Genomic DNA, 24,980 nt, shown 5'->3' on the forward strand with positions numbered 1-24,980 from the left:
GTTCTAATAAAATTCTTTTAAAGCAATAAACAAAACCGGTTGGGGAATCCAACCGGTTTTTGATTTTCTATGATCGAAAGGTTTCGAAGTGCTTCAACTCTATCTTTAGGTCTGATTTGGCGCTTAGCTGAGGGAGATAGATAAATAGCAGTCAGGAAAAATGGGAGAAAACGTTTATATCTCGTAAACGATTAAATCCCTTTTGGGACAAGGTGCCTGTCCCCTTGTCCCAAGTTTTAATGTTTTTTTAAGATTTTATGAAGAATGACAATAATAAAGACTTATTTTGTCGTGTGCCATTGGGCTGGGAATGTGGGTATTTTTTAAACGAAATGTTGAAATTGATTCATTCGCTACTTATGTACTAATTCTATTTTCTCTCCTTTCTCTTAAAGTCTCGTATTCCTCTTTACATATATTTACATCCCATTAACATTTCCCCTCTATACTGTTTACCAGTTAGTGAATTTCAAGGAGGGATACCAAATGACAAATGATCGCACTTTAGAAGAAATGATGAAGAAATTGAATGAAGGAACGTTAAGCAAGAATATGGACCGCCGTAGGTTTCTCGAAACGACCGGGAAGATTGCGGGGCTTTCCCTCGGTCTAACGATTGCTCAGTCGTTAGGTGGGTTTTCCGTTGATGCGGCACCGAAGTTCAGCCAATACCCGTTTACCTTAGGTGTGGCTTCCGGTGACCCACTTTCTGACAGCGTTGTGTTATGGACAAGATTGGCTCCAGATCCGCTGAATGGCGGCGGGATGCCATCTCATGTGGTTCCTGTTCAATGGGAGCTTGCAACGGATGAAAACTTCCGCAATGTAATCAAGCGTGGGACCGAACAAGCCTCTCCAGCTCTTGCCCATTCCGTTCACGTTGAAGTCACCGGCTTGAAGCCGAAAACAGTTTATTATTATCGTTTTAAAAGTGGAAACGAACTCAGCCCCGTTGGAAGAACTAAAACTCTTCCAGCCAAAGGCGACCCTGTCTCAAGCCTGACCTTTGCGTTTGCATCCTGCCAGCAGTTTGAACATGGCTATTTTACAGCTTATAAACATATGGCCAATGAAGACTTAGACCTAGTGTTCCATCTTGGCGATTATATTTATGAATATGGGGCAAATGAATATGTAGCATCCGGCGGCAATGTCCGCACTCATAATGGCGAAGAAATCATCAGTATTGAAGATTACCGCAACCGATATGCACAATACCGCTCAGATGCAGACTTGAGAGCGGCACATGCGGCATTTCCATGGATTGTGACGTGGGATGACCATGAGGTTGAAAACAACTATGCCAATGTGACTCCTGAAAAAGGGCAGTCTGTGGAGGAATTCGTCAAACGCCGAGCCGCAGCCTACCAGGCATACTACGAGCATATGCCGCTTCGCAAGTCCTCCCTTCCACATGAAGGCGGCATGCAATTATATCGGGATTTCAATTATGGGAATTTAGCTTCCTTCTATGTTTTAGATACGCGCCAATACCGCGATGATCAAGCAAATGGCGATGGAAGCAAACCCCATTCTCCTGAATCATTAGATCCTAAACGGACACTCCTAGGTACAGAACAAGAGAAATGGCTACTCAATCATCTTGGAGGCTCTTCCGCCCAGTGGAATGTGCTCGCACAGCAAATTTTCTTTGCCCAGCGGAACTTTGGGACAAGCGATGCTCCAACATTCAGCATGGATTCTTGGGATGGTTACCCAGCTGCCCGTGAACGAATCACCAATTTCGTCACCGAGAAAGACATGAACAACCTGATTGTCTTGACAGGCGATGTTCATGCAAGCTGGGCCTCCAATCTCATGACCGATTATAATAATCCAGATGCGCCAATCTTCGGAGCAGAATTTGTGGGTACCTCAATTTCTTCTGGGGCAGATGGGTCCGACTGGCGAGCTGATACAGAGAAAACGTTAGCGCAAAATCAAAATATCAAGTTCTTTAACAATTTCCGGGGCTATGTACGCTGCCGGGTCACTCCGCAACAGTGGCGTGCTGACTACCGTGTACTTCCTTACGTCAAACAGCCAGGAGCGGATATATCCACTCGAGCTTCCTTTATTTATGAAAAGAACCAAAAAGGAATACAAGAAATCGCTACTTCAACAGTCCCAATGGGGATCCAAATATCCAATGAGGTAGAAGAAGACCGCCATCGCGCTCACCAACGTGCACATGAAAAACAGATGAAGAAAAAGCGGGAGAAGGTAAAAAATTAGTGGGACAAGGGGACAGGCACCCTGTCACCCTGCCCCGCACCTATGCTTATTTAGGACTCTACGGTTTAAGGCTTGTCTTGGATAAGAATTTTATCCCTTCAATCTTTTACCTTATTGAAATCACAAACCGGTTGGGGAATCCAACCGGTTTGTGATTTTTAGAATTCTATTATTAATAACCGATGCTACAACACTATCTTTCAGAGATAATATTGTATCTTAACCGAAAAGGATGATTCAAAAAAGATATAAATCATCGCTCCCCCTCTATACCTCTCTGCCGGTTTAAACGATTTCCCTCACAATTCATATGGGTGTTCATTCCTTTACGTCGGGAATAGGTACCACCTTGTCCCATTCAACTCAGCGGACGTCTGATTGCCATTTCTGGTAGTTTTACTGTAATGGTGGTTCCTTTATGAAGGACACTGTTGATATCAAGAGTCCCGTTCATGGTCTGTATCGTGCGGACGACGACCATAGAGCCTAAGCCTGTCCCCTTTTCTTTACTGCTGTAATAAGGTTCACCAAAGCGGGTAAGCTGTTCTTTTGTCATTCCAACCCCGGAATCTTCTATTTTAATCGTTATATGGTTTTTACTTGTAGAAGTAATGACTCGAAGCTCTCCACCTTCAGGCATCGCTTCTATCCCGTTTTTAATTAAGTTTAAAAAGCATTGCTTAAAATGCTGTGTATTCCCGTAGATCACTCCAGGAGACAACTCATCTGATATGCGGACCGATTTCATATTCGCCCAAGGTTTAATCATTTGAAGAATACTACTTATTTCACGGTCGACGAAAATAGGATCCTTTTGTTCAGTAGCGGGCTTCGCAAATGCTAAATAATCACTAATAATCGATTCAGCACTTTGGACCTCTCGGTTGATATGTTCAATATACTCGTCCCGCTTATCTTGAGACAGATTTGGGTCCTTTAATAAATCAATAAATCCCTTCACTACTGTTAATGGGTTTCTAACTTCATGGGAAATACTTGCAGCAAGCTGGCTGACCACTTCCATTTTTTCTAACTTTACCATTTTGGGCTTAATACTAATGGCGTCTTGCATGATTTCAGCCAAATAGACGAAAGTAAACATAACGAATGGAGGCATAAGGACAAAATAAAATAAATAAGCCTCTGTTACTTGAAAGAAGTCAGAGAATGAAACTGCTATAAGCGTGGTCAGGACTCCAACCACGAAAGCAAGCAGGGAGGATCCCAGCACTTTCCCCTTACGTTTGAACCCATTGAACTGATTGGCAAAAAGGGCCGTTGCGACAAAAATCACAAGATAAACAATCAGTGTAAGAAAATTGAATCCATATAGATAAAACCTTCCTATTAATGTGATGACTAACAAAACGGCCCCTACAGGCCATCCGCCATAAAGGGTTCCGATGAAAAGAGGAATCTGCCTTAAATCGTGAACACAATATTCATCAATATAAATGGAAAATCTCATACATAGAATAATTGGAACGCTCATACACGCAGTTATCAGCGTCCTTTTATACCGTTTCAATCTTTTTGAATGATCGATTAAGATAAAATAAGCAAACAAACCTACTAAAATATAAAAAAGATTATCTAAAACATGGTGATTAATATAAACAAACCCCATAATATTGGCTCCTAATCTTTTAAGTTCCGACATAATCAAAAAGAACAAACAATAGGCAACTCCTATAGTTTACATTCTGAATTATAAGGCGTAAATATTAAATTAACTTTTGAGACAAGGGGACAGGCACCGTGTCCTGTCCCCCTGCTCTTAAATCTCTTTCAAGCATCTACTATAAAGCATAACGTTTATAAGACAAACTCGTTAACAATTTAAATAAAAGTTATGACAAAACCGGTTGGGGAACCCAACCGGTTTTGTTATTTTTTCTATAAATTGGTAGGCTGCGTAGCTGCGTATTACTTTAACAGGTGGAGCTTAACTGCGAGGATTCTTTTACAAGGATCCCCCTGCCCTCTCGGAATAATTCATAATCCCCTTACCGGGACTAGGTGCCTGTCCCTCTGTCCCAACTCTGTCGAAGCTTCCATGTTTTTCTTGGACGAGCATAAGGGCTAGGCCGCCGATTATGCTAGGGATGGCGAATGCCATGAACGCCTGCTGTGGCTCCAGATTTGTTGCGAGCAGGAGTCCAATGATGAGAGGAGCCATGATGGCTCCAATTCGACCAATCCCAACTGTGACGCTAAGTCCTGTTGTGCGGATTTCCCGCGGGTAGAATTCTGATATATAGGGGTTCACCAGGTTTTGCGTCCCGCCTGTGCACGCCCCGCCAATCGCGATTAACACGTATAACAACAGCGCATGGGTCGTAACACTTAAAGACACAAAGCAGATTGCCCCGATTAGAAACATGAACATCAACACTTTTCGATGCCCCAATCGTTCCACTAAATAACCGCCCAGCAAGGATCCGCCGATTTGGCCAACTCCCAGTACAAGGCTGAAGGATAAGCTGGAAGATATCCCATATCCTGAGCTCTGCATGATTTTCGGAAGCCATGTATTAAGGCCATAGATCATGAGAAGGCAACTCAATACAACCGCCCAAAACGCTAGCGTACTAACGGCCCGATTGTCGGAAAACAGCTTTTTGGCGGGAAAACCTTTTGTGCGCTCCTTCACACTAGCATATTCAAAATCGTCTGTAGCCTGATACTTCCCTTTCGGATTGACTTTATTTAGGATCCCAGCAATCTTATCCCCTTGATTCCGTAAAATATGAAAGGACATCGATTCAGGAAAGAATTTTAGGAAAAATGGAAGTGTAAAGAGCGGGATAATCCCGATCCAATATAAAAATCTCCATCCCAGGCTTTCCATTAGGTACATTCCGATGAGTGAAGCCAGAATCGCCCCGATTGAGTAGCCAGTATACATGGATGCGACAATCAGTGCCCGGTTTTTCTTAGGAGAGTATTCGGTCATGACCGCAATAACAGCGGGCATCAAACCACCCATCCCTAAAGCGGCAATAAAACGCATAATTGTAAAAATAAGTGCATTGGGTGCGAACCCTGCTAAAAGAGAAAAGACGCTAAATATTCCCATGCAAATGGCAAGAATTCTTTTTCGACCAATTACATCTGCTAGCGAACCAAGGAGGAAGGAACCAATCATCATCCCAACCAGCGTGTAACTTCCAATTGCGCCCGCTTCTACAAGAGTTAGTTGAAAATCCTCCACCATCATCGGCAAGCCGATGCCGTACAAGGCAATATCATAGCCATCAAAAGCAATGGCGTAAAAGCACCATAGAAAAACGACTAGATGAAACTTATTAAACTTGCTTTCAGCGATCACCTGAGAGGTCTGAACGATACGCATTGGCTTCCTCCTCATCTTGCTTGTATTCTCTTACATTTTTATTTCCAGACATCCTTTGAAATTTCTACAACGTGCTGAAGCTTCGCCCATTGCTGTTCCTCTGTTAGCAAGTTTCCTTCTTCAGTAGAAGCAAATCCGCATTGTGGACTAAGCGCAAGTTGATTTAAATCAACATATTGTGCTGCTTCTTCAATTCTCTTTTTAATGACATCTTTATCTTCCAGTTCGCCAAATTTTGAAGTAACAAGGCCTAAAACAATGCTCAAATCTGGTCTGTTAACAAAACGAAGTGGTTCAAATCCACCTGAGCGATCATTGTCATATTCGAGGAAGAAGCCATCGATATTTAAGTGTCCAAATAATTGCTCCGCTATCGGTTCGTATCCGCCTGAAGAAATCCAAGTAGAGCGGAAATTCCCGCGGCAGATATGCATTGTGATCTTCAAATCATCTGGACGGTCCGCAACCGCTTTGTTCAGTGTCTCTAGGTACATTTTGATTAAATAATCAGGATCCAATCCTTTAGCGCGAAGCTGTTGTTTTTGTTCCTCAGAACATAAATAAGCCCAGGCTGTATCATCAAGCTGTAGGTAACGGCAGCCAGCATCGTAAAATGCTTGAATCCCTTTTTTATACGTTTGAGCTAAATCATCGAAGAATTCCGCTTCATCCGGATAAACGGATCGATCAACTTCACCACGGAAATGAAGCATGCTCGGACTTGGAATCGTAAACTTCGCTGTATGATCTCCAGCTGCTTGATGGAGAAACTTAAAATCTTCCAGCATTGGATGATGTCCAAAATCTAGTTTACTAGTAACTTTAATTGCCCGAGACTTTGTTTGCTTTTGCTGGAACTGAATTCCGTTCCCTGCCCAATAGCCATCCACACCGACTAAGTTTTCAAGGAAATCAAAATGCCACCAAGCTCTGCGGAATTCACCGTCGGTCACCGCTTCTAGACCCACTTCTTTCTGTTTCTCCACAATTCTTGCAATCTCAGTATCCTCAACCTGACGAAGTTGTTCTGCAGAGATTTTCCCTTCCACTCTTTGCAAGCGCGCATTTTTAATTGCATCGGATCGTAATAGACTTCCAACCTGATCCGCACGGAAAATTGATTGACTAGCTGTTTTCATTCAAATCCCTCTTTCTCTTATGTAATACTATTGTTGTATACTACCATGAAAAAAGAGTTATAGCGTAACTGATAAAAGCTGTAAGTTGTTATAGCTAAAAACTATAACGGTGAGACAAGGGGACAGGCACTTTGCATCTAGGGAAGCTGGAAATGGTCCAAAACCACTGTAAAAGTCACTTCGTATAGATTTCGTGGGTCATCGGTTTTTGAATCTGGGTTCTTTTCGATACCTTACAAGATTTCAGCTTCATCGACCTTATGAAGCAGGTTTCTTAGCAATTCCTAGCTTTATTCCGTCTTCATCGACCTTATGAAGAGGATTTCTTGGTGATTCCTACCTTGATCTCGGCTTCATCTGTCCTTGGAAGCCCCACCCTTTTCTTCTTAATAGCCCACATCGGTCTTCGTATGATTTGCATTTTAGGAGTCTCGGGATGATTCATTTGTTCCACTATTTTCTCGGCATACCTTTTTCCAACTCTATTAATCAAACGTTTGATCAAAACCAACTTAATTTATCAAGCCTTACAGGACTTTGTCCCTAAGTATTAATCATCACCAATGAGGTTATCGCTTCGTTTTTGCTATTTTATTATAAAACCAATCTTCTACGTGGCTGTCTACCTATCCTACCGGGACAAAAGTGATTAAGTATCTGTCCCCCTGTCTCATTTATTTCATTCTTTACTTTCATAATAAAAAGGTAACGTTTTCGTTAAGAATTTTATTTTCGATTTCAATCGACAGCTTTATTTAATAACCTTGTTTATACTAGCCAAGTGAAAGGGTAAGGAGTTGTATAAAGGAGTTCCTCTAAAGCTTCTAAACCAACTCCTACATAATAAATTCTCAATAACACAATAAACGAGGTGTCACAAATGAATCACACACTACGATATACAGTTCAAATAAAAAAGGAAAAATTGATTAATAAGATGATCCAATCAGGGATCTTTAAAAAGGGGAATAAACATTTATACGAATTATCTTTAACTGATTTAGAGGAAGAGTATAAAAATATGGAGAGGGACAACGGAACTGATTCCCTGCCCCGCACCTGAGCTTATTCACAAATCTATTAATTGGTTGTTATTGATAGAAGCAGCCTTTAACGAAAGAAGAAACCGGTTGGGGACCCAACCGGTTTATTTTCTCTAGATTAAAAAGCATTGTAATGAGCTTAAAAGGATTAAGCTGCACTCCCCTATCTAGGAGTTCCTGCTGAGCCTTAAAGGGTAACAATCTCCCCGGTCTGAATGGCTTTGTAACAGGCATCGATGACGCGCATATTTTGAATCGATGAAGCACCGGTCTGAACAGGTTGATGGTCATTTAAGATAGCTTGTGAGAAATGTTCTACTTCCAATCGATAAATATCCCCAGGAATGCTTTCTTCACGAGTCATCCCGTTATGCTTGACCACAACTTTGCCAATTCCCCCATTTACATCAGGGCGAAACGCGTATGGTACTTTAATGCTTCCCTTCGTCCCAACCACTTCATACTCATTGCGGCTAACCATATCAAAGCTGGAGTCAATCACAGCGGGAATCCCATTTTCCATTTCTAGATACAAGAAGGAGGAAAGATCCACTGCCGTTTTGGAATCTAGTTGACCCACGCCTCTGACTTGAACTGGCTCGGATTGGAGAACGGTACGAAGCACATGAAGAGAATAACATCCTACATCATAAAGTGCGCCTCCGCCCATCTCTTTCTTCATCCGGATATCTCCTTCACGGTTTTGTAAAAAGAAGGAGTGGCTTGATTTAAACAATTTAATTTCGCCAATTTCACCAGATTCCATGATTTCGCGCACACGTTGATGTTGAGGATGAAGCTGATACATAAACGCTTCCATAAATTTCACTCCATGCTCCTCACAAGCTTGAACGATTTCCTCCGCTTCTTGAGCTGTCAACGCGATTGGCTTTTCACATAGAACATGCTTTCCTTTTTGCGCTGCCTTTAGAACCCATTCTTTATGTAGATGATTTGGAAGTGGAATGTACACTGCATCGATCTCAGCATCATTTAACAATTCCTCATAGCTTTCATATGCTTTGGCAATCTGAAGCTCTGCGGCAACCTCATGAACTTTACTGCCCCGACTCGCAATTGCTACAACCTCCGCGTTGTCAGCCCTCCAAATTGCAGGAATCAACTGTGTTCTTGCAATATGTGCTGTACTTAGAATACCCCATCGAATTTTATCCACCGGAAACTCTCCTTATGTAATTATTTAGCTGTAGATTTCTACTATAAACACTTGTTTTACACCTGGTTTGATCTAGTGAGACAAGCTGTCTCTCTTCCCCACTAAGAATTCAAATCTACTTGTTTGGAAATCTAGTTCTATCCTTTAATAATACCATAATTATACAAATAATCACACGATTAAAGCAGAACTTAGGGACATGTTCACCAACTTATTTCTGCCAGATTTTTAAGGTTCAACGTGCATTCCCAATGATAAAGAAGAGGATGTTCAAACAAGGTAGCCCTACCTTTTTGAACATCCTCTTCTCGTTCAGTTGTGAAGATCAAATGATCTCACTATTCTCTAAAATAAATCCAGATGAAACCCTTATAGAGAGATCACATCTTCCTTATAAAAAAGATAATCTGAATATACATATCGGCCATTTCTTCTGGAGATTCAGCTAACGAATTATCAAGCCACTGCTCGACCAATCCTAAAAAAGCCGAAATTGCAAACGATGACAAATAATCCTTTGGGATGGTTAAGTCTTGAAAGAAGTGCTGGTTCTGTACGATTTTTTCAATAAAGTGATTGCCGAAGAAGTGTTTGAGCCGCTTATGGAAACCAAACTGATTATGTTCCCCTAATAGCACTTGGAAGAGTTCCACATTCTCTTGTATGTAACGGAATACTTCAACGGAAAACCTTGATATGTTCCCCTTTTCTGCTTCTAAAAGTAAGACATCCGGTTTCAGACGCTGCAAGTGCACTTCGAGTCCCCTAAGCAAGGTATCCTCCATTTGATGAAGAAGATCGTATTTGTCCTCATAATGCAAGTAAAAAGTCCCTCTATTAATCGCTGCAATGGTTGTAATATCCCGAACAGATACTTTCACGAAAGGCTTTTCCTTTAGCAACTGCAAAAAGCTTTTCTGAATATTTTCTTTCGTCTTTTCATTCATTTCATCATAGATAGACGCCATGTCATTCCCTCCATACCACTGAACAACATCATGTTTTTTGTTTATTGCTTAGATTGTATCAACAAAATAGAATGATATACATACCACTCAACACCATGTTGGGTGGTAAAAAATCGAACAAAAGGTGATCATAATGAAAAAATCAACTAGTATCATGGTTATCACATTATTAATCGCTGTTGGAATGCTTGCGAAGGCGTTCATTCTCAATGAAGAGGCTAAAGTATTTTTACTTATTTTCTTTGCCGTTGGTATGGGGTTAGGATTATTACGGTTGTTCGTCAACCGCTCAATTAAAAAGATGAAAGGAAAAGGCTGGAAGAGCAAAGTTTTGTTCTTCGGTGTTTTACTCGGCTTAGGATTGCCATTCCAATCTTGGTTTAGAAATAATGTATTACTAAGGATTGATTCATCCTATTTAATGAGCAGTATCATCATCATGGTTGTAGGAATACTATTTATGACGACTTGCTTTGGCTATTTTAAAAATAAAAGAATGCAAAGAAGCGTAATCGACTTGGGCGAGGTAGAAGGCTAGTATTCACGCGTGGCACGGTTCCTTCAATAGTAGTTTTAAATCCATAATGACCCTATAGACCCTTCACCGCTTTTGGTAGAATTGGGTGGCCACAGGAACCCAACCTAAACATCTGCCTTTGTCGAAATAAATCATTTCATTCCGGACAAACTTCTTCTTATTTCTTCATCATCGTTTGGTATGTTAGTAAGAACATATACTTTCTAGAAATGCATGGAATAGGAAAGGAGTTGTTCAAATGGAGAAACAAGATCATTTCTTAGTTGGACTATTATGGGGAACTTCTTTGAGTATACCATTATGGATTGCATTTCTAGGTTGGGTTAAGATCATTCTCCATTTTTTAGGGGCGGTTTAAACTGCCCCAGAACCGTCTCAGAAAATCTCCCTATTCCCATCTTCTAATCTGGTTCCATTTTTATCTGTTCAACAGCAAATGAACTTACTAGACAAAGTGAAAAAGAACAATCTCTCCCCTCAAAAGCGGGAACAGGTTTATCATTCCTTGGGTATCCAAGAGTTAATGAACAGCTTCCCGTCAGAGTTATCTGGTGGACAACGCCAACGAGTGGCAATTGCCAAAGCTTTGTACTCGGACCCGAGCACTATTTTAGAAGATGAACCGACCGCATCACTCGATTCCGAGCGTGCCTTTGAAGTGATGGAAATGCTGCGAAAAGTAACCACTGAAAACAATAAAACAACTATTGTGGTCACCCATGACACACGCTTGATTGATTATTGTGAAAGGTGTACCGCATTACCGATGGAAGATTGCAACAAGAATGGCAAGCTTAACTTCATAAAATTCTGTTGCTTTTGAATACAAAACAAGATGAAGGGTATGGAAAACAACAGGAGGAAATCGATGTTACTTCTAATAGACCATGAATTGATCAGCGCCTACAAGAAGGCAATAGAGATGAACTTAGAAGAGGACTTCCTGAAGTTATTAGCACGAGAGTTAGAGCGAAGAAATATTGTCTGTTTCCCGGAGCGTCGCGAACCTAAATCAGAGGCAAAGTAAAAGAGGAGCACGGCCATTGGGGCCCTAAAACTGGTTAATAGCAACCTATTGAGATTACAAATTAAAAGCTAACTAGCAGGTTAAGTCGCTCAGAATTTTTTCTGAGCGTTTTTATTAAAAACCCTAAACTCCTTTCTTCTGCCTCGCCTTTTAATCCCCACAAGATGCATACTGTTTTTCTTATCTTGTAAAACTTTCACCTGATAACACCCATACTCAGAAAGAATGAAGGTGCACATTAAATCTAAAAAGTCCTCTTTTGTACCTTCAAACGAAAGCACCTCATGCCCACTTCCAGCAGTATGTGGTTTTCTAGCAATAGAATAAACCGTATAACCTTTCTTCATGGAATCACCTAGATTTCTTTTCTTATCTAAAGTGCTTGATCATTAGTTCAACTATTATAAATCTCAATAGGCAACCCATCTGGGTCCGCAAAGAACGTAAATTTTTTATCCGTATAAGGGTCAACACGTATGTCCTCTACCTCGACGCCTTGCTCCGATAAATAACGTACCGCTTCCTCCACGTTTTCAACTGCAAACGCCAAATGCCTTAAACCAGCTGCCTCAGGATAACTTGGACGCGCTGGTGGATTACGAAAGGAAAATAGCTCAATCTGATACTGGCCGTTGACTTCTAAGTCAAGCTTGTAAGAATCCCTCTCCTCGCGATAAACCTCGCGAATCGGGACCAACCCGAGGATTCTCACATAAAAATCTTTAGATTTTTCGTAGTCTGAGCAAATGATTGCTACGTGGTGGATGTTCAATAATTTCATCGACTTCATTCCCTACTCATTTTTAATGGGTCTGAGTGGTATTTGCACCTTGTGCCGCCACTCTAGACACCTTTTTACACATCCTACCATTTAATCTATTCAAATTGTAGAGGCTGTTTCCGTAAAGGAGTACTGCTAATTAGGGGTTCCAATTTGTTTGCAAGCTAAAAAAGGCCCGGCAACGCTGCCGGACCTCTCAGTTTCTTCAATTGAAATTATAGAAAAATACTCTCATAGACAACTTTTGGGACAAGGTGCCTGTCCCTGTGTCCCACCACACCTCATGAGATTGAAACTTTATCTAATCACTACATACTCTAAGCCAACTAATTTTGCATAGGTAATGATTTGATCAGTTGTTAAGTTCAACGAAACGACAGTATGGTGACCGCCGCCATTCTCAATCCAAGCGCGAACTCCGTCTTGGAAGTTTGGCTTCACTTCCCATAGCACACGGGCCACTGGAAGGTTTGGTGCTGGAACAGTTGGCTCAAATGCCGAAATTTCGTTGATTAATAGTTTGAAGTTGGCGCCAAAGTCAGCCATGGACACAACCACACCGTCGCCTGCTTTTCCGTCAAACACTAGACGCGCTGGGTCTTCACGGTCGCCAATCCCTAAAGGAGATACCACAATTTTCGGTTTTGAGCTAGCTAAAGATGGGTCGACTTCAAGCATATGTGACTGAAGGATCGATTCTTGGCCGGCAGCTAATTCATACGTGTAATCTTCCATAAAACCAGTTGATTGATTATGGCTCATCACTTTTAACAAGCGATCAAGTGCTGCCGTCTTCCAATCTCCTTCACCCGCAAAGCCATACCCTTGTGCCATCAAACGTTGAACTGCAAGACCTGGGAGCTGTTTCATCCCATATAAGTCTTCGAAGTTTGAAGTGAAGGCTGTGTATCCACCATCATCTAGGAAACGCTTGATCGCAATTTCATAGCTTGCTTGAACTTTTACACTCTTCTCCCAATCTTCCTGACTGTATGTACCATACTCGAAATCATAAAGATCTGCGTATTCTGCTAAAAGGTCATTGATTTCCTCGTCCGTAACAGCGTTTACGTATTGAACAAGGTCGCCAATTCCGAAATAGTCAACCGTCCAACCAAATTGAATTTGTGCCTCTACCTTATCGCCTTCAGTTACGGCAACGTTACGCATGTTGTCACCAAAGCGAGCAACCTTAAGGTTGAAGCTTTCGTTGTAAGCAACCGCTACGTCCATCCAATCTGCAATCTGCTTTTGCACTTCAGGTCGCTCCCAATAGCCAACAACAATTTTATTTTGCTTTTTCAAACGGGCATTGATAAACCCATACTCACGATCTCCATGAGCCGCTTGGTTTAGGTTCATAAAGTCCATATCAATCGTTGCCCAAGGAATGCTTTCATTGTATTGTGTGGCTAAATGGAGCAATGGTTTTTGTAGTAATTTTGTTCCACGAATCCACATTTTTGCAGGTGAGAATGTATGCATCCACGTAATGACACCAGCAACTTCGTCACGATAGTTGACTTCTTTCATAATCGTTGTAATTTTATCTGCAGTCACAGCTAAATCTTGCAATACGATCGGATAAGCCAAAACACCGCTTTCATTTAATGCATCCGTCATGGCTTGCGCATGCGCCTTGACCTCCGCTAATGCTTCTTCCCCATAAAGATGTTGTGAACCTACGACAAACCAAAATTCTTTTCTTCCAGTAGTTAACATATTCATCCTCTTTTCCTCGGGACAAGGGAACCGTCCCCTTGTCTGATAGTTTGATTTTACTTCTGACCGTAATAAGCGTATTTACCATGCTTTCGAAGATAATGTTTATCTAAAATCCCTTGTGGTAACTCCTTGGCAAATGAATTTAAATCTCGTGTGTAATAATTCATTTTTGCAACTTCATCCAACACCACACTGTTTAATACTGCGGACTTTACGTCTTTGCCCCATGTAAAAGGTCCATGTCCATGAAGTAAGACTCCAGGAACAGCTAAGACATCCAACCCACGCTCTTCAAATGTTTCGATAATCACATTTCCCGTTTCGACCTCGTACCCACGATCAATCTCCTCTTGGGTCAAGTAGCGGGCACATGGAACAGAACCATAGAAGGTATCCGCATGCGTCGTTCCCATTGCGGGTACATCAAGTCCGGCTTGAGCCCAAATGGTGGCCCATGTGGAATGTGTATGAACAATGCCCCCAATTTCTTGGTAATGCTTGTATAGAACGGCATGTGTGGCTGTATCGGATGAAGGCCTCATCTCTCCCTCAACAACATTGCCATCTAAATCAACCACGACCATATCACTAGGCTGCATTCTTTCATAATCAACACCGCTCGGCTTAATCACGAATAAACCACTCTCACGGTCAATGGCGCTTGCATTTCCCCATGTATATTTCACGAGTCCATATTTAGGTAAGTCTAAATTTGCTTGATAGACATCTTCCTTTAGCTGTTCTAACACGTAAATCCCTCCCGTTTTTCACCTATAAAACCAAATGATCTACTGCAGACTGCTCAATCACTAACCCTTTTTTATAACGTTCAATAAATGTTTCAAACCCTTTTACATCAACGGCATCCGGGAAAATTTCTTGCCCATCAACCTCTGCAAACACCTTGTCATCAAGGAAGTCTTCTAACCCTTCTTGTGGATCTTTGTTCAGCATATAAGAAGCTAAAATCGCCATTCCCCACGCCCCGCCTTCTCCGGCTGTTGACATCACCGATACTGGCGTGTTCATCGCCGCTGCAACCATTTTCTGTCCAACAAGAGGCGTTTTAAATAACCCTCCGTGAGCTAAAATGCTATCAATGGCAACATGCTCTTCTTTTGTCAGGATATCCATCCCAATTTTCAACGCACCAAAAGCGGTGAAAAGGTGGGCCCTCATGAAGTTTGCTAAATTGAAACGACTTTCAGGGGAGCGGACAAATAACGGTCGGCCGTTTTCCAAGCCTGTAATATTTTCACCAGAGTAATAGCCGTAACTTAGCAAACCACCACCATCTGGATCCGCTTCCAAAGCTTTGTTTAGCAATACTTCAAATAATTTATTGTTATCCGCCTTTTCCCCCATTGCCTCATAAAATTCACGGAACAACCCAAGCCATGCATTGAGATCACTTGAGCAGTTATTCGCATGAACCATCGCAACAGGACTACCAGTTGGCGTCGTGACCATATCAATCTCTGGATATACTTTTGACAGTTCATTCTCTAAAACAATCATCGCAAAAACGGAAGTTCCAACTGAAACATTTCCAGTACGTTTCCTTACACTATTTGTCGCAACCATCCCTGTACCAGCATCGCCTTCTGGAGGACAAACTGGAATACCCGCTTGTAGATTCCTAGATTGGTCAAGAATTCTTGCCCCAACCTCCGTTAACTCTCCTGCTTGCTCGCCCGAAACGTAGACTTTAGGCAGGATGTCTTTTATCTTCCAAAGAAAACCTTCGTCACCGATTAATTCATCAAACTGCTTCACCATAGATTCATTGTAGTCTCCAGTGGATTCATCAATTGGGAACATCCCTGAAGCATCGCCAATCCCAATGGCTTTCTTGCCTGTTAATAACCAATGAATGAACCCAGATAAAGTGGTAATAAAGTCAATCCGCGGTAGATGATACTCTTTGTTCAAAATCGCTTGATACAGGTGGGCAACGCTCCAACGTTCAGGAATATTGAATTGGAATAGCTCTGTTAATTTTTTAGCAGATTCACCGGTTGTTGAGTTACGCCAGGTTCGAAACGGAACCAGTAACTCCCCTGTGTTGTCAAAAGCCAAATAGCCATGCATCATCGCAGAGACTCCAATTGAACCAATTGTTCGGATGGTGACGCCATATTGTCGTTCCACTTCATTTTTTAATTCACGATAAGCCGTTTGTAAGCCAGTGATAATATCTACTAAGTTGTACGTCCAAAAGCCATCTTCCAAACGGTTCTCCCACTCATAACTCCCAGATGCGATCGTTTGGAAATCCTTATTAATTAAAATGGCTTTAATGCGTGTGGACCCGAATTCAATACCAAGTGAAGTCTCTCCGCTGGTAATAGCCTGTTTCATCCCTACTGTATCCGTTTTCATTTAATCCCCTCTTAATTAGTGATTTTTTTCTACTCTGAATGGTAAGGAAGTGCTTTTATCTAAATGTTATTTACAACTTAAGTATATTTACTTGTACGTACATTTGTCAATAAAAAACCTTACACAATCGTACAAGTGTAATAGAATTATATTTCTTTCTATCTCTTTCTCTATTAAACTAGAAAGAGAATGGATCATATCATGAAGAAAATGATTTACCTTTCTATCGGCCTCAATCATTTCAGATACCCAACTGTTCGAACGAAAGTACTCGTACAAGGCTTCTCGCTTGCGCTATCTTCCTGAAAAAATATTAAAAGCAGGAATTTTAAAGTTGGAGAAATGGTACGAATTTGATACCATACTAATTAGAATCAAAAGTTGTACGTATAGACTTGTTATACAAATTGAAAGTGGTGGAATTATGGCGGGACAAGCCAAATATATAATGGTAAAAGAAAAGATTAAAGAGTGGATTACTACTGGAGAAGTTCAACCAGGGGAAAAGGTACGCTCCGAAAATGAGTTGGTAAAACTTTTTCAGGTAAGTCGACATACCATTCGACAAGCAATTGGAGAGCTCGTTCATGAAGGTTGGCTGTATCGAGAACAAGGCGCTGGTACCTTTTGTTCGAAAACCATTCAGCAATCGGAGCCAATAAAGCAAGAAGTGAAAACCAATAGCAAAAACATCGGTGTCATTACTACCTATATATCCGATTATATTTTCCCCTCTATTATTAGAGGAATTGAATCTTATTTGACCGAAAAGGGATATACCCTTACTTTTGCCAGTACCAATAACGATGTGGAAACAGAAAAACAATGTTTGCAAAGTATGTTAAATAGAAAAATTGATGGGCTGATCGTGGAACCTACTAGAAGCGGTAGCTTCAATCCAAACATTAACTACTATTTAGAGTTAGAGAAGGATGAGATTCCCTATTTAATGATTAACCAATATTACCCTCAATTAAATCCTCCTCATCTTATTATGGATGATGAAAAAGGCGGGTTTATTGCCACCGATCATTTAATTAAACTAGGGCACGAGAAAATCATTGGGATTTTTAAAAACGATGATTTGCAAGGGTTCAACCGAATGCAGGGGTTTATTCGCGCCTTCCGTGAAAATCACACACCCATTTTTCCAGATATGATTTTTACATTTTCAACAGAAAATAAAGAAAGTACTTTACAGCAAATAAGACATCTCTTCACCCCTCTCGGAGAGAAACCGACCGCAATTGTGTGCTACAATGACCAGATTGCCTTAAACATCATCAATTTATTACGGGACTTAGACATCAAAATCCCTGAAGAAATATCCATCGTTGGATTTGATGATTCCTTTTTAGCAGAGGCTTCCGAAATTAAACTGACGAGCGTAAAGCATCCTAAAGAAGACATGGGGATTGCAGCAGCAAAATGGATCGTGAACGCAATCGAAAACGGGCCATCCAATGATGTTCCAGCGCCTATTGTCTACGAACCAGAACTAGTAATTAGAAGTTCAACAACCGAAATGAAAAAGCCTATAATTGAAAACTAGTTACAATGGAGATATTAATAAATGGTCGGTCCTCTAAGGGTACCGACCATTTTTTAGTAGCTACACCACAATAAAAATAACCCACTCTACAAAACTCTAAAGAAATGTAAAGTGGGTTATTTTATGACGTTCAGATTTATTTCTCTTCATTTTTCTTAAGACGCAACATATTCCATGACAACTTAGGCAATACCGCCGTTAAAGTACCGTTTTCGATATAAGACTTAGAATTCGTGTGTGGTTTTACTTGTTCATTTGTAATTGTGTTAATCGCTTTTGGATCTTCATTTTCAAGAACAACATGTTCGACTAATCCGTATCCTTCAAATGAACGAATATCAACATCTACCAACAATTGATTTTCTAGATTACGATTGACTGCAAAAATAACCAATTCTTCAGTTTCTTCATTATAAACAACAGATTGGTCCAAATATGGTACATCTGTATAGTCTTTACTATCATACTTTGGAGAATCCACAATCGAATGAAGCGCAGTCCCGCGTCCATATACAGAAGTATAGTAGTATGGATAGAAGATTGTTTGCTTCCAAATCCCACCACCTGTTTCAGTCATAATTGGAGCGATAACATTGACTAACTGTGCCATACAAGCCATTTTCACTCGATCTGAGTGTTTGAGCAATGTATTTAGCATGCTCCCTACAAGAATGGCATCTTCAAATGTGTAAATATCCTCTAATAACGGTGGAGCGACAGACCAAGGCTCAACTTGCTTATCTTGATCATTTGAGTGGAACCATACATTCCATTCATCAAAACTTAAATTCATTGTTTTCTTACTACGTTTCTTGGCTTTCATATAATCACAAGTCGCAATGACTGTTTTAATGAAATTATCCATATCTAACGTGTTCGCGATGTAGTTCGCTGTATCATTGTCTCTATTTCCATAATATTGATGGAGAGAAATATAATCAGCATATTCATACGTATGCTCCAGCGTTTCTGCTTCCCACTGAGGGAACGTTTCCATCCCTGAACCTGAACTTCCGCAACTAACGAGTTCAATTGTAGGATCAACCAATCTCATTGCTTTTGCCGTTTCAGCAGCTAGTCGGCCATATTCATAGGCCGTTTTCATGCCGATTTGCCAAGGACCGTCCATTTCATTTCCTAAACACCAGACTTTTATATTATGAGGATCTTGATAGCCATGCGACTTTCTTAAATCACTCCAGTACGTTCCTCCTGGATGATTACTATATTCGACTAAATTTCGTGCAGCATCAATGCCACGTGTACCTAAGTTCACCGCCATCATGACTTCAGCATCCACTTTTTTTGCCCATGAAACAAACTCATTTGTGCCGACTTCATTCGTTTCTAATGAATTCCAGGCCAAATCTAAGCGCTTAGGTCTAGATTCTTTTGGTCCAACTCCATCTTCCCAGTTGTATGCGGATACCATGTTGCCACCAGGATAACGAATAATCGGGACGTTTAATTCTTTTACTAGGTTGATTACATCTTGACGGAAACCATCCTCATCAGCAGTAGCATGAGTAGGTTCAAAGATTCCCCCATAAACCGCACGACCTAACTGCTCGATAAAAGACCCATAGATCCTTGGGTTCACTTCAGATATTTTAAAAGATTTATCGATAATCATCTTTGCCTTGGAAGTAGTATTCAAAGTCATTTCGTTCACCTTTCTAACTAGCTTTTAGTCAATTAATTTGATATTCACCTTCTGAAACACTTTCATTGACATCCATATCCAACCATATGTAGCTATACTTATTGTGAAAAAAGGAAGAACACCAGGAAACCTTAACGAAATATACAATACGATAAAAATATAAACCATGATCGCGATCGTAAAGTGGAATCGCCCGAAGCCTAAAATGATTGCATTCTTAAAAAAATGTTTAACCTTTCCATTATAATGGGCTAATTGCGGGAATGACCATATGACTAAATTCAAATAGAATAGAATGATAAGATAGAAAGCAACGTAAAAAACAATGTTCATATCGCCCATCCCTTTAAGGACCAGGTAATTCAAATAAAGAATCACTCCTGCAATCGTTAGAATCCAACCAACTAGGTTCGATTTAACAAATTCTTTACGGTATTCTTGCTTAAAGGTACCCCAAATCGGAAATTGATCCTCTCCCATGATCCACTTTCTAGAAATTTTTAGTACAGTCAGCGTTGCGGGGAAAATCCCCCCAACAATTAGACCCATCAATGTATAAAAAAACCACAATACATTTAAGACGACCAACCGCGTGATCCATGTAAAGATTCTGTCTAGAGTTGTAACAATCTGCTGGCTCTTCATCTTTTTTCACCTTTCTATTTCTCGCTTAAATTATCCTTTTACGCTACCCGAAGCTAAACCTGCAACAAAATATCGTTGGAAGAAAATAAAGAGAACAATGATCGGAATGATGGTCATGACCGACCCGGCAATCAAGGTATCATAGTTATTTCCATATGGTGTTAACAATGTTGCCAATCCGATTGGTAATGTAAATAAATCATTCGAACGGATAACAAGTAATGGCCATAAGAAGTTATTCCAACTGTTTAGCCCCTGTAGGATGGCCATTGCTGAGAAAGAAGGCAACATCAATGGCGCCATGATTTTAAAATAAATCCCATATTCTGTACATCCATCAATTCTTGCAGCGTCCATCAATTCTGCAGGAAGCCCCATTGCATATTGTCTAAAGAAAAATACAGCCGTTGGTGCAACAATTAACGGTAACATCACACCGGTATACGTATTGATTAAATTCACATTAATCATTAATTGATAAAGTGGCAACATTAAGACTTCAAACGGGATCATTATGATAACCAGAACACATAGGAAAAGGAAATTTCTCCCTTTAAAATCATACAACGCCATTGCATAGCCAACCATAGAAGAGAAAAACAAGGATAATACAATGGTTAATGTGGAAATAATCAAACTATTTCCGTACCATTCCCAGTAGGCAGGTGATTGTGTAAAGATATGAATGTAATTGTATAGAGAGAGTTCACTCCAATTGATTGAAAAAGTAATCCCGTTTCTCATTAGCTCTGATGATGGACGGAACGAGGAGATGATTAAGCTTAATAGTGGAAATAAGGCAATGAGAGATACCACTACAAAAAATATATTTACTATCCATTTTGTTAAGGTTGTGTTTTTTTTCATACTACTCGTCACCTCTTTTAAATGCACCTGTCAGCAACAAATAAATAATACTTACGATAAAGATTAGAAGTAGAAGCACGACCCCAATCGCAGCACCAAATCCCATATCATTTTGCTGAATCCCCTGCTGATATAATAATCCAACAAGTGTCAAACCAATATTTCCTGGTGAGTTCCCTTCCCAAATCACATAACTTTCTTCAAACACTCGGAAACCACCAATGATACTAATTGTCGTAACGAAAATAATAATTGGTTTTAAAAATGGGAGAGTAACGTGTCTAAACTTGTGGAACATGTTTGCCCCATCCATTTCAGCTGATTCATATAATTCCTTAGGAATGCTCTGTAAACCGGCTAAAAAGTATAAGACATTGACTCCCATCCATCTCCAAGAAGCCATGAAAACCATCAAAAGCATCCCAGACCATGCGTTGAATTGCCAGCTTATCGGTTCAAAACCAAAGAACCCGATGATTTGGTTCAAAACTGCAAACTCTGATTCCCCAGAAACCAATCGAAAAATAACACCAGCAACGACGATTGAAGTTAATGCCGGAATAAATAATGCAGAACGAAAGAATGTTTTGAATCGAACTAACTTAGAATCTAACAGGATTGCTAGAATAATAGGTATCGTGACTAGAATCAAAACAGTAAGAAGCATATAGACGGTAGAATTCGTTAATGCCTTGTAAAAAGCCGGATTTAAGATCCTTTGATAGTTTTGCAAGCCAATAAATTCAATTTGCCCTGGTAAAATCCTCTGAAAGCTCATAATAATCGCTTGTATTGTAGGATATAACGTCAGGACTGCAAAGGAGACAATAAACGGTAACACAAAAACATAGGGCACTACCTTTTTGGAATTCAAAAATCCCAGTACTTTATTCGGCTTTTTTTCTTTTCCTAAAGGCACAGTGTTATTCCTGTTATTCGCTTTTAATTCGGCCATTTTATCCCTTCTTACATTGTAAATTAGATATTATGGACAGGATAAACCTGTCCATAATCATCTTTATTATTCTTTAATATTACTCCCCAGCTTTCTGCCGTACAGTATCTGCTGACTGTTTCAATGCTTCTTCTGGAGTTAGATTTTGTTCTCTAAGTACGCTATGCATAACATTAGAGTCAATTTCTGTTAAAATGTCAGGTGTAAACTCGTTTAATTGAATAGGAGCGATATTTTCCCTAATATCTAGTAAGATATCAAAAATATCATCGTGGAAGTACTGATAGAATACGTTATCTTCTCTCATTTGTGGATCTTCCCAAACATCCCAACGTGGAGGGTCAAATCCTAATTCTTTCCACAACTGGATATTCCCTTCTTTAGACAATTTTGCAAAGTATAAAAACTCTTTCGCTAATTCAACGTGTTCTGATTGATTTGTTACAGCAGTACCTGTTCCACCCATCGTTACAGATTGGTAATCAGAATCAGACCATTTTGGCATAGGACGGATTTGCATTTTGCCCTTAAGGTCAGGCATGTATGTTGTGAAATCCTTCATGTAGTACATTGGAATTACTAATGATGCTTGGGAACCTTGATTCATAGCTCCATAGAATTCTTCAGTATGATAATTTCCTCCTGGAGTAAGTTCCGCAATTTTATGTTTGTTCACCATGTCATTAATAAATTCTAAAGTTTCGATATTTTTTTCGCTATCTAATGTGATTTTTCCATTTTCATCAAAGAAATCAGAGCCTCTTTGTGCAACATATGGCCAAATTCCGTACCAGTTTGTAGCGATTGTTGTCATTGGCTTACCTGTTGCTTCAACTACCTTTTTACCAGCTTCTACATAATCATCCCAAGTAATAATCGAGTCAATATCTACACCAGCTTGATCCATGATTTCAGTATTATAGTACACGACTGAAGCACCTAAGTGCGTTGGAGCTCCGTAGAAGTTTCCATCTTTTTGATAGATATTGATTCTTTCAGTAAACTTATCTAATTCAGGCTCAATCAAATCATTAAGAGGTTCTAACTGAATATCCCCTTTTAAGAAGTTTGGAAATTTAGCTAACTCGATATCTACTAAATCGGGTGCGCCAGATCCAGATTGTAATGCCATCAATAGATTATTATGCATTTGATCAAACGGATAATTTTCAACCTTTAATTTGATTGGCTTATCCTTATGTTGTTCATTCCATCTTTCAGCTGCATTTACATAAAAATCAGCGTGTGTTCCAGCAAACGTCCAAAAACTTAATTCTGTTGCATTCTCAATATCTTCACCAGCAGTTTTTGTATCATCAGAAGTTGTTGCAGGTTCCGAGCTGTTCCCTCCGCCACTACATGCAGAAAGTACAAGCACTAAGGATAATAGCAGGGCACTAAAAATTGAAAGACCTTTTCTATTCATGATCATTCCCACCTTTACTTTTTTCGTTCAGTGAAAAAACTAACAATCTACCAAATAATTAAACTGCAGAATCACTCCTTCACTTTATGTATAAATGCAATCTTCAGATATTATTATGAAAACGCATTCACCTTTACTGATATTTTAAATAACATATACGTACATGTCAACTATAAATAGGTAATATGAACGTGAAATTATAAATCACGAATAAGTATGATAGTTTTGTACGTACAAGATATTGTACAATAAGATCTTCTATTGGGGCCTTTTCATCTAAGCCTAAGAGTTCGTTTATATGTTCATGCGTAAGTTAATTAGAGTAACTAAGGGGCAACTGAAGGTTCTTCGTCATTTCTTTTATCGAATTTCGATGAACAATGGTAGGCTCAAAATGAAAGGATTCATCCATTGTACCGACCGCTTTTTGATTGGATTTCCCTTCAACTAATTGAATGATTTTTGTAGCTGCCATCTCACCTAGTTCATTCTTGGGATGCCTTACAGTTGTTAATTTCACCTCTGAAATATCAGCAAAAAACGAATCATCAAACCCTATAATGGATAGATCCTCGGGTACACGTAGATTATTTTGTCTTAGCACATCGATTAATTTCAACGCAAGTTCATCGTTATAACAAACAATGCCAGTCGGAACCTCTGATGACTTTTTAATAATAGTTTCTAATCCTTTAATAGGTTTACTCATTTTTTCGCCTGTTGAATACGTTACAATATGTTTCGGATTAATCGGAACTCCATTTTCACGCATAGCCTTTAAATAACCTTTCATCCTTTTTAACCCTTGTAAATCGTCTGTTTTAAAGAAACCTATTATATTTCTATGACCTAAACCTATTAAATGGTTAGCCTGAATATATCCTCCCTTTACATCATCTAATAAAACACTTACTGGTTCTAACTCATCATAAGCAGCATTAATCATGACATAAGGAATCTTTAAGGCTTCTAATTGTAAATAATAAATAATATTAGGATTAGAGATTGCACTTTTTGTCGGCTCAACAATTACGCCATCAAATCGTTGGGCGATAATGGTTTCTAATATCTTTCTTTCGTTTTCATGATCGTTATTTGTACTAAATAGACTCACCTGGTAGCCTTCTTGACTTAATACACTCTCTGCTCCACGGATAATAGAAGGGAAGATATAATCTGAAATATAGGTCACAATGATGGCAATATTTCTTTTATTGGGTGTAGTGGGAGCCTTGATTTCAGTTTCTGTTCGCTCAGAGACATACGTACCTGCTCCTTGCTCTTTATAAAGCCATCCTTCACTTACTAATTCTCCTAAGGCTAGCCTAATTGTATGTCTGCTATAATTGAACCGCTCCATCAACTCAGTTTCTGATGGTATCTTCTGTTTTGACTCAAAAGTACCGCATAATATTTCGGACTTTATCCAATTTTTAACCTTGCTGTATTTTGTTCCATTCACAAAAAAACACTCCATCCATCCACAGGAATAAATTTGTTCG

Annotated in this window: 22 protein-coding genes; 6 read left to right on the forward strand and 16 right to left on the reverse strand. The window is 39.8% G+C overall.

The annotated features are described in order from the left end of the window. The first annotated feature begins 486 nt into the window (after positions 1-486). Positions 487-2,235: an alkaline phosphatase D family protein gene (locus tag H0185_RS10585; protein ID WP_221873463.1), complete on the forward strand. Its 1,749-nt coding sequence runs from the start codon at positions 487-489 to the stop codon at positions 2,233-2,235. Positions 2,236-2,593: 358 nt separating this feature from the next. Here H0185_RS10585 and H0185_RS10590 read toward each other — a convergent pair whose 3' ends face one another. From H0185_RS10590 to H0185_RS10600, 3 genes are all read right to left on the reverse strand, one after another. After that, on the reverse strand, positions 2,594-3,862 hold the full coding sequence (locus H0185_RS10590; RefSeq protein ID WP_221873464.1) for a sensor histidine kinase: 1,269 nt from the start codon (positions 3,860-3,862) through the stop codon (positions 2,594-2,596). Between the two features lie 336 nt (positions 3,863-4,198). Further along, positions 4,199-5,590 (reverse strand): MFS transporter, encoded by a 1,392-nt coding sequence (locus H0185_RS10595; protein WP_221873465.1) that lies wholly within the window; start codon positions 5,588-5,590, stop codon positions 4,199-4,201. A 38-nt stretch (positions 5,591-5,628) separates the two neighbouring features. Further along, positions 5,629-6,729, reverse strand: a complete 1,101-nt coding sequence (locus H0185_RS10600) for a 5-methyltetrahydropteroyltriglutamate--homocysteine S-methyltransferase (protein WP_221873466.1) — start codon at positions 6,727-6,729, stop codon at positions 5,629-5,631. 880 nt (positions 6,730-7,609) lie between these two features. Here H0185_RS10600 and H0185_RS10605 point away from each other — a divergent pair. Next, entirely contained in the window at positions 7,610-7,792 is a 183-nt protein-coding gene (locus H0185_RS10605) for a Fur-regulated basic protein FbpA (RefSeq protein ID WP_221873467.1), read from the forward strand. 167 nt (positions 7,793-7,959) lie between these two features. Here H0185_RS10605 and H0185_RS10610 read toward each other — a convergent pair whose 3' ends face one another. Together H0185_RS10610 and H0185_RS10615 are read right to left on the reverse strand one after the other, a co-directional pair. Beyond that, positions 7,960-8,949 (reverse strand): Gfo/Idh/MocA family protein, encoded by a 990-nt coding sequence (locus tag H0185_RS10610; RefSeq protein ID WP_221873468.1) that lies wholly within the window; start codon positions 8,947-8,949, stop codon positions 7,960-7,962. A gap of 380 nt (positions 8,950-9,329) precedes the next feature. Then, the gene (locus H0185_RS10615) at positions 9,330-9,917 is read right to left on the reverse strand and encodes a TetR/AcrR family transcriptional regulator (RefSeq protein ID WP_221873469.1); all 588 of its coding nucleotides are present in this window, start codon (positions 9,915-9,917) and stop codon (positions 9,330-9,332) included. A gap of 133 nt (positions 9,918-10,050) precedes the next feature. On the opposite strand from H0185_RS10615, the gene H0185_RS10620 reads away from it, so the two are divergent. From H0185_RS10620 to sda, 3 genes are all read left to right on the forward strand, one after another. Continuing rightward, entirely contained in the window at positions 10,051-10,455 is a 405-nt protein-coding gene (locus H0185_RS10620; protein ID WP_221873470.1) for an MFS transporter permease, read from the forward strand. A 406-nt stretch (positions 10,456-10,861) separates the two neighbouring features. Further along, on the forward strand, positions 10,862-11,278 hold the full coding sequence (locus H0185_RS10625; protein WP_425515824.1) for an ATP-binding cassette domain-containing protein: 417 nt from the start codon (positions 10,862-10,864) through the stop codon (positions 11,276-11,278). 45 nt (positions 11,279-11,323) lie between these two features. Continuing rightward, positions 11,324-11,482 (forward strand): sporulation histidine kinase inhibitor Sda, encoded by a 159-nt coding sequence (gene sda / locus H0185_RS10630; protein WP_221873472.1) that lies wholly within the window; start codon positions 11,324-11,326, stop codon positions 11,480-11,482. Positions 11,483-11,571: 89 nt separating this feature from the next. Here the strand turns inward: sda and H0185_RS10635 are convergent, their stop codons facing one another. From H0185_RS10635 to H0185_RS10655, 5 genes are all read right to left on the reverse strand, one after another. Next, positions 11,572-11,829: a hypothetical protein gene (locus H0185_RS10635; RefSeq protein WP_221873473.1), complete on the reverse strand. Its 258-nt coding sequence runs from the start codon at positions 11,827-11,829 to the stop codon at positions 11,572-11,574. Between the two features lie 47 nt (positions 11,830-11,876). Further along, entirely contained in the window at positions 11,877-12,263 is a 387-nt protein-coding gene (gene gloA2 / locus H0185_RS10640) for an SMU1112c/YaeR family gloxylase I-like metalloprotein (protein WP_221873474.1), read from the reverse strand. A 297-nt stretch (positions 12,264-12,560) separates the two neighbouring features. After that, on the reverse strand, positions 12,561-13,985 hold the full coding sequence (gene araA / locus H0185_RS10645; RefSeq protein ID WP_221873785.1) for an L-arabinose isomerase: 1,425 nt from the start codon (positions 13,983-13,985) through the stop codon (positions 12,561-12,563). Positions 13,986-14,041: 56 nt separating this feature from the next. Continuing rightward, complete coding sequence (locus tag H0185_RS10650; protein WP_221873475.1) at positions 14,042-14,737, reverse strand: L-ribulose-5-phosphate 4-epimerase; 696 nt, start codon at positions 14,735-14,737, stop codon at positions 14,042-14,044. Between the two features lie 22 nt (positions 14,738-14,759). After that, a complete protein-coding gene (locus H0185_RS10655) occupies positions 14,760-16,370 on the reverse strand; it encodes a xylulokinase (RefSeq protein ID WP_221873476.1) in 1,611 nt (536 codons plus the stop codon). A gap of 424 nt (positions 16,371-16,794) precedes the next feature. Here H0185_RS10655 and H0185_RS10660 point away from each other — a divergent pair, with 424 nt between their 5' ends. Beyond that, positions 16,795-17,922, forward strand: coding sequence for a GntR family transcriptional regulator (locus H0185_RS10660; RefSeq protein ID WP_221873786.1), 1,128 nt, complete (start codon positions 16,795-16,797; stop codon positions 17,920-17,922). A 136-nt stretch (positions 17,923-18,058) separates the two neighbouring features. Here the strand turns inward: H0185_RS10660 and arfA are convergent, their stop codons facing one another. From arfA to H0185_RS10690, 6 genes are all read right to left on the reverse strand, one after another. After that, the gene (gene arfA, locus H0185_RS10665) at positions 18,059-19,585 is read right to left on the reverse strand and encodes an arabinosylfuranosidase ArfA (protein ID WP_221873477.1); all 1,527 of its coding nucleotides are present in this window, start codon (positions 19,583-19,585) and stop codon (positions 18,059-18,061) included. Between the two features lie 24 nt (positions 19,586-19,609). After that, on the reverse strand, positions 19,610-20,230 hold the full coding sequence (locus H0185_RS10670) for a YesL family protein (RefSeq protein ID WP_221873478.1): 621 nt from the start codon (positions 20,228-20,230) through the stop codon (positions 19,610-19,612). A gap of 30 nt (positions 20,231-20,260) precedes the next feature. Then, positions 20,261-21,097, reverse strand: a complete 837-nt coding sequence (locus H0185_RS10675) for a carbohydrate ABC transporter permease (RefSeq protein ID WP_221873479.1) — start codon at positions 21,095-21,097, stop codon at positions 20,261-20,263. 1 nt (position 21,098) lies between these two features. Next, positions 21,099-22,052 (reverse strand): carbohydrate ABC transporter permease, encoded by a 954-nt coding sequence (locus tag H0185_RS10680; RefSeq protein ID WP_221873480.1) that lies wholly within the window; start codon positions 22,050-22,052, stop codon positions 21,099-21,101. Positions 22,053-22,131: 79 nt separating this feature from the next. Next, a complete protein-coding gene (locus H0185_RS10685; RefSeq protein WP_221873481.1) occupies positions 22,132-23,478 on the reverse strand; it encodes an ABC transporter substrate-binding protein in 1,347 nt (448 codons plus the stop codon). A 313-nt stretch (positions 23,479-23,791) separates the two neighbouring features. Continuing rightward, positions 23,792-24,940 (reverse strand): GntR family transcriptional regulator, encoded by a 1,149-nt coding sequence (locus H0185_RS10690; RefSeq protein WP_343223129.1) that lies wholly within the window; start codon positions 24,938-24,940, stop codon positions 23,792-23,794. Positions 24,941-24,980: the final 40 nt, after the last annotated feature.

Source organism: Mesobacillus maritimus (assembly GCF_019749255.1).
In the GTDB taxonomy this organism is placed as follows: Bacteria; Bacillota; Bacilli; order Bacillales; family Cytobacillaceae; genus Mesobacillus_B; species Mesobacillus_B maritimus_A.

Bases quoted from the DNA above. Each gene is read 5' to 3' on its own strand.
- H0185_RS10605 (WP_221873467.1), top strand. From the start codon at position 7,610: ATGAATCACACACTACGATATACAGTTCAAATAAAAAAGGAAAAATTG.
- H0185_RS10685 (WP_221873481.1), bottom strand. From the start codon at position 23,478: ATGAATAGAAAAGGTCTTTCAATTTTTAGTGCCCTGCTATTATCCTTA.
- arfA (WP_221873477.1), bottom strand. From the start codon at position 19,585: ATGACTTTGAATACTACTTCCAAGGCAAAGATGATTATCGATAAATCT.
- H0185_RS10615 (WP_221873469.1), bottom strand. From the start codon at position 9,917: ATGGCGTCTATCTATGATGAAATGAATGAAAAGACGAAAGAAAATATT.
- H0185_RS10675 (WP_221873479.1), bottom strand. From the start codon at position 21,097: ATGAAAAAAAACACAACCTTAACAAAATGGATAGTAAATATATTTTTT.
- H0185_RS10680 (WP_221873480.1), bottom strand. From the start codon at position 22,052: ATGGCCGAATTAAAAGCGAATAACAGGAATAACACTGTGCCTTTAGGA.
- H0185_RS10670 (WP_221873478.1), bottom strand. From the start codon at position 20,230: ATGAAGAGCCAGCAGATTGTTACAACTCTAGACAGAATCTTTACATGG.
- H0185_RS10635 (WP_221873473.1), bottom strand. From the start codon at position 11,829: ATGAAGAAAGGTTATACGGTTTATTCTATTGCTAGAAAACCACATACT.
- H0185_RS10600 (WP_221873466.1), bottom strand. From the start codon at position 6,729: ATGAAAACAGCTAGTCAATCAATTTTCCGTGCGGATCAGGTTGGAAGT.
- H0185_RS10660 (WP_221873786.1), top strand. From the start codon at position 16,795: ATGGCGGGACAAGCCAAATATATAATGGTAAAAGAAAAGATTAAAGAG.
- sda (WP_221873472.1), top strand. From the start codon at position 11,324: ATGTTACTTCTAATAGACCATGAATTGATCAGCGCCTACAAGAAGGCA.
- H0185_RS10655 (WP_221873476.1), bottom strand. From the start codon at position 16,370: ATGAAAACGGATACAGTAGGGATGAAACAGGCTATTACCAGCGGAGAG.
- H0185_RS10620 (WP_221873470.1), top strand. From the start codon at position 10,051: ATGAAAAAATCAACTAGTATCATGGTTATCACATTATTAATCGCTGTT.
- H0185_RS10595 (WP_221873465.1), bottom strand. From the start codon at position 5,590: ATGCGTATCGTTCAGACCTCTCAGGTGATCGCTGAAAGCAAGTTTAAT.
- H0185_RS10585 (WP_221873463.1), top strand. From the start codon at position 487: ATGACAAATGATCGCACTTTAGAAGAAATGATGAAGAAATTGAATGAA.
- H0185_RS10590 (WP_221873464.1), bottom strand. From the start codon at position 3,862: ATGGGGTTTGTTTATATTAATCACCATGTTTTAGATAATCTTTTTTAT.
- araA (WP_221873785.1), bottom strand. From the start codon at position 13,985: ATGTTAACTACTGGAAGAAAAGAATTTTGGTTTGTCGTAGGTTCACAA.
- gloA2 (WP_221873474.1), bottom strand. From the start codon at position 12,263: ATGAAATTATTGAACATCCACCACGTAGCAATCATTTGCTCAGACTAC.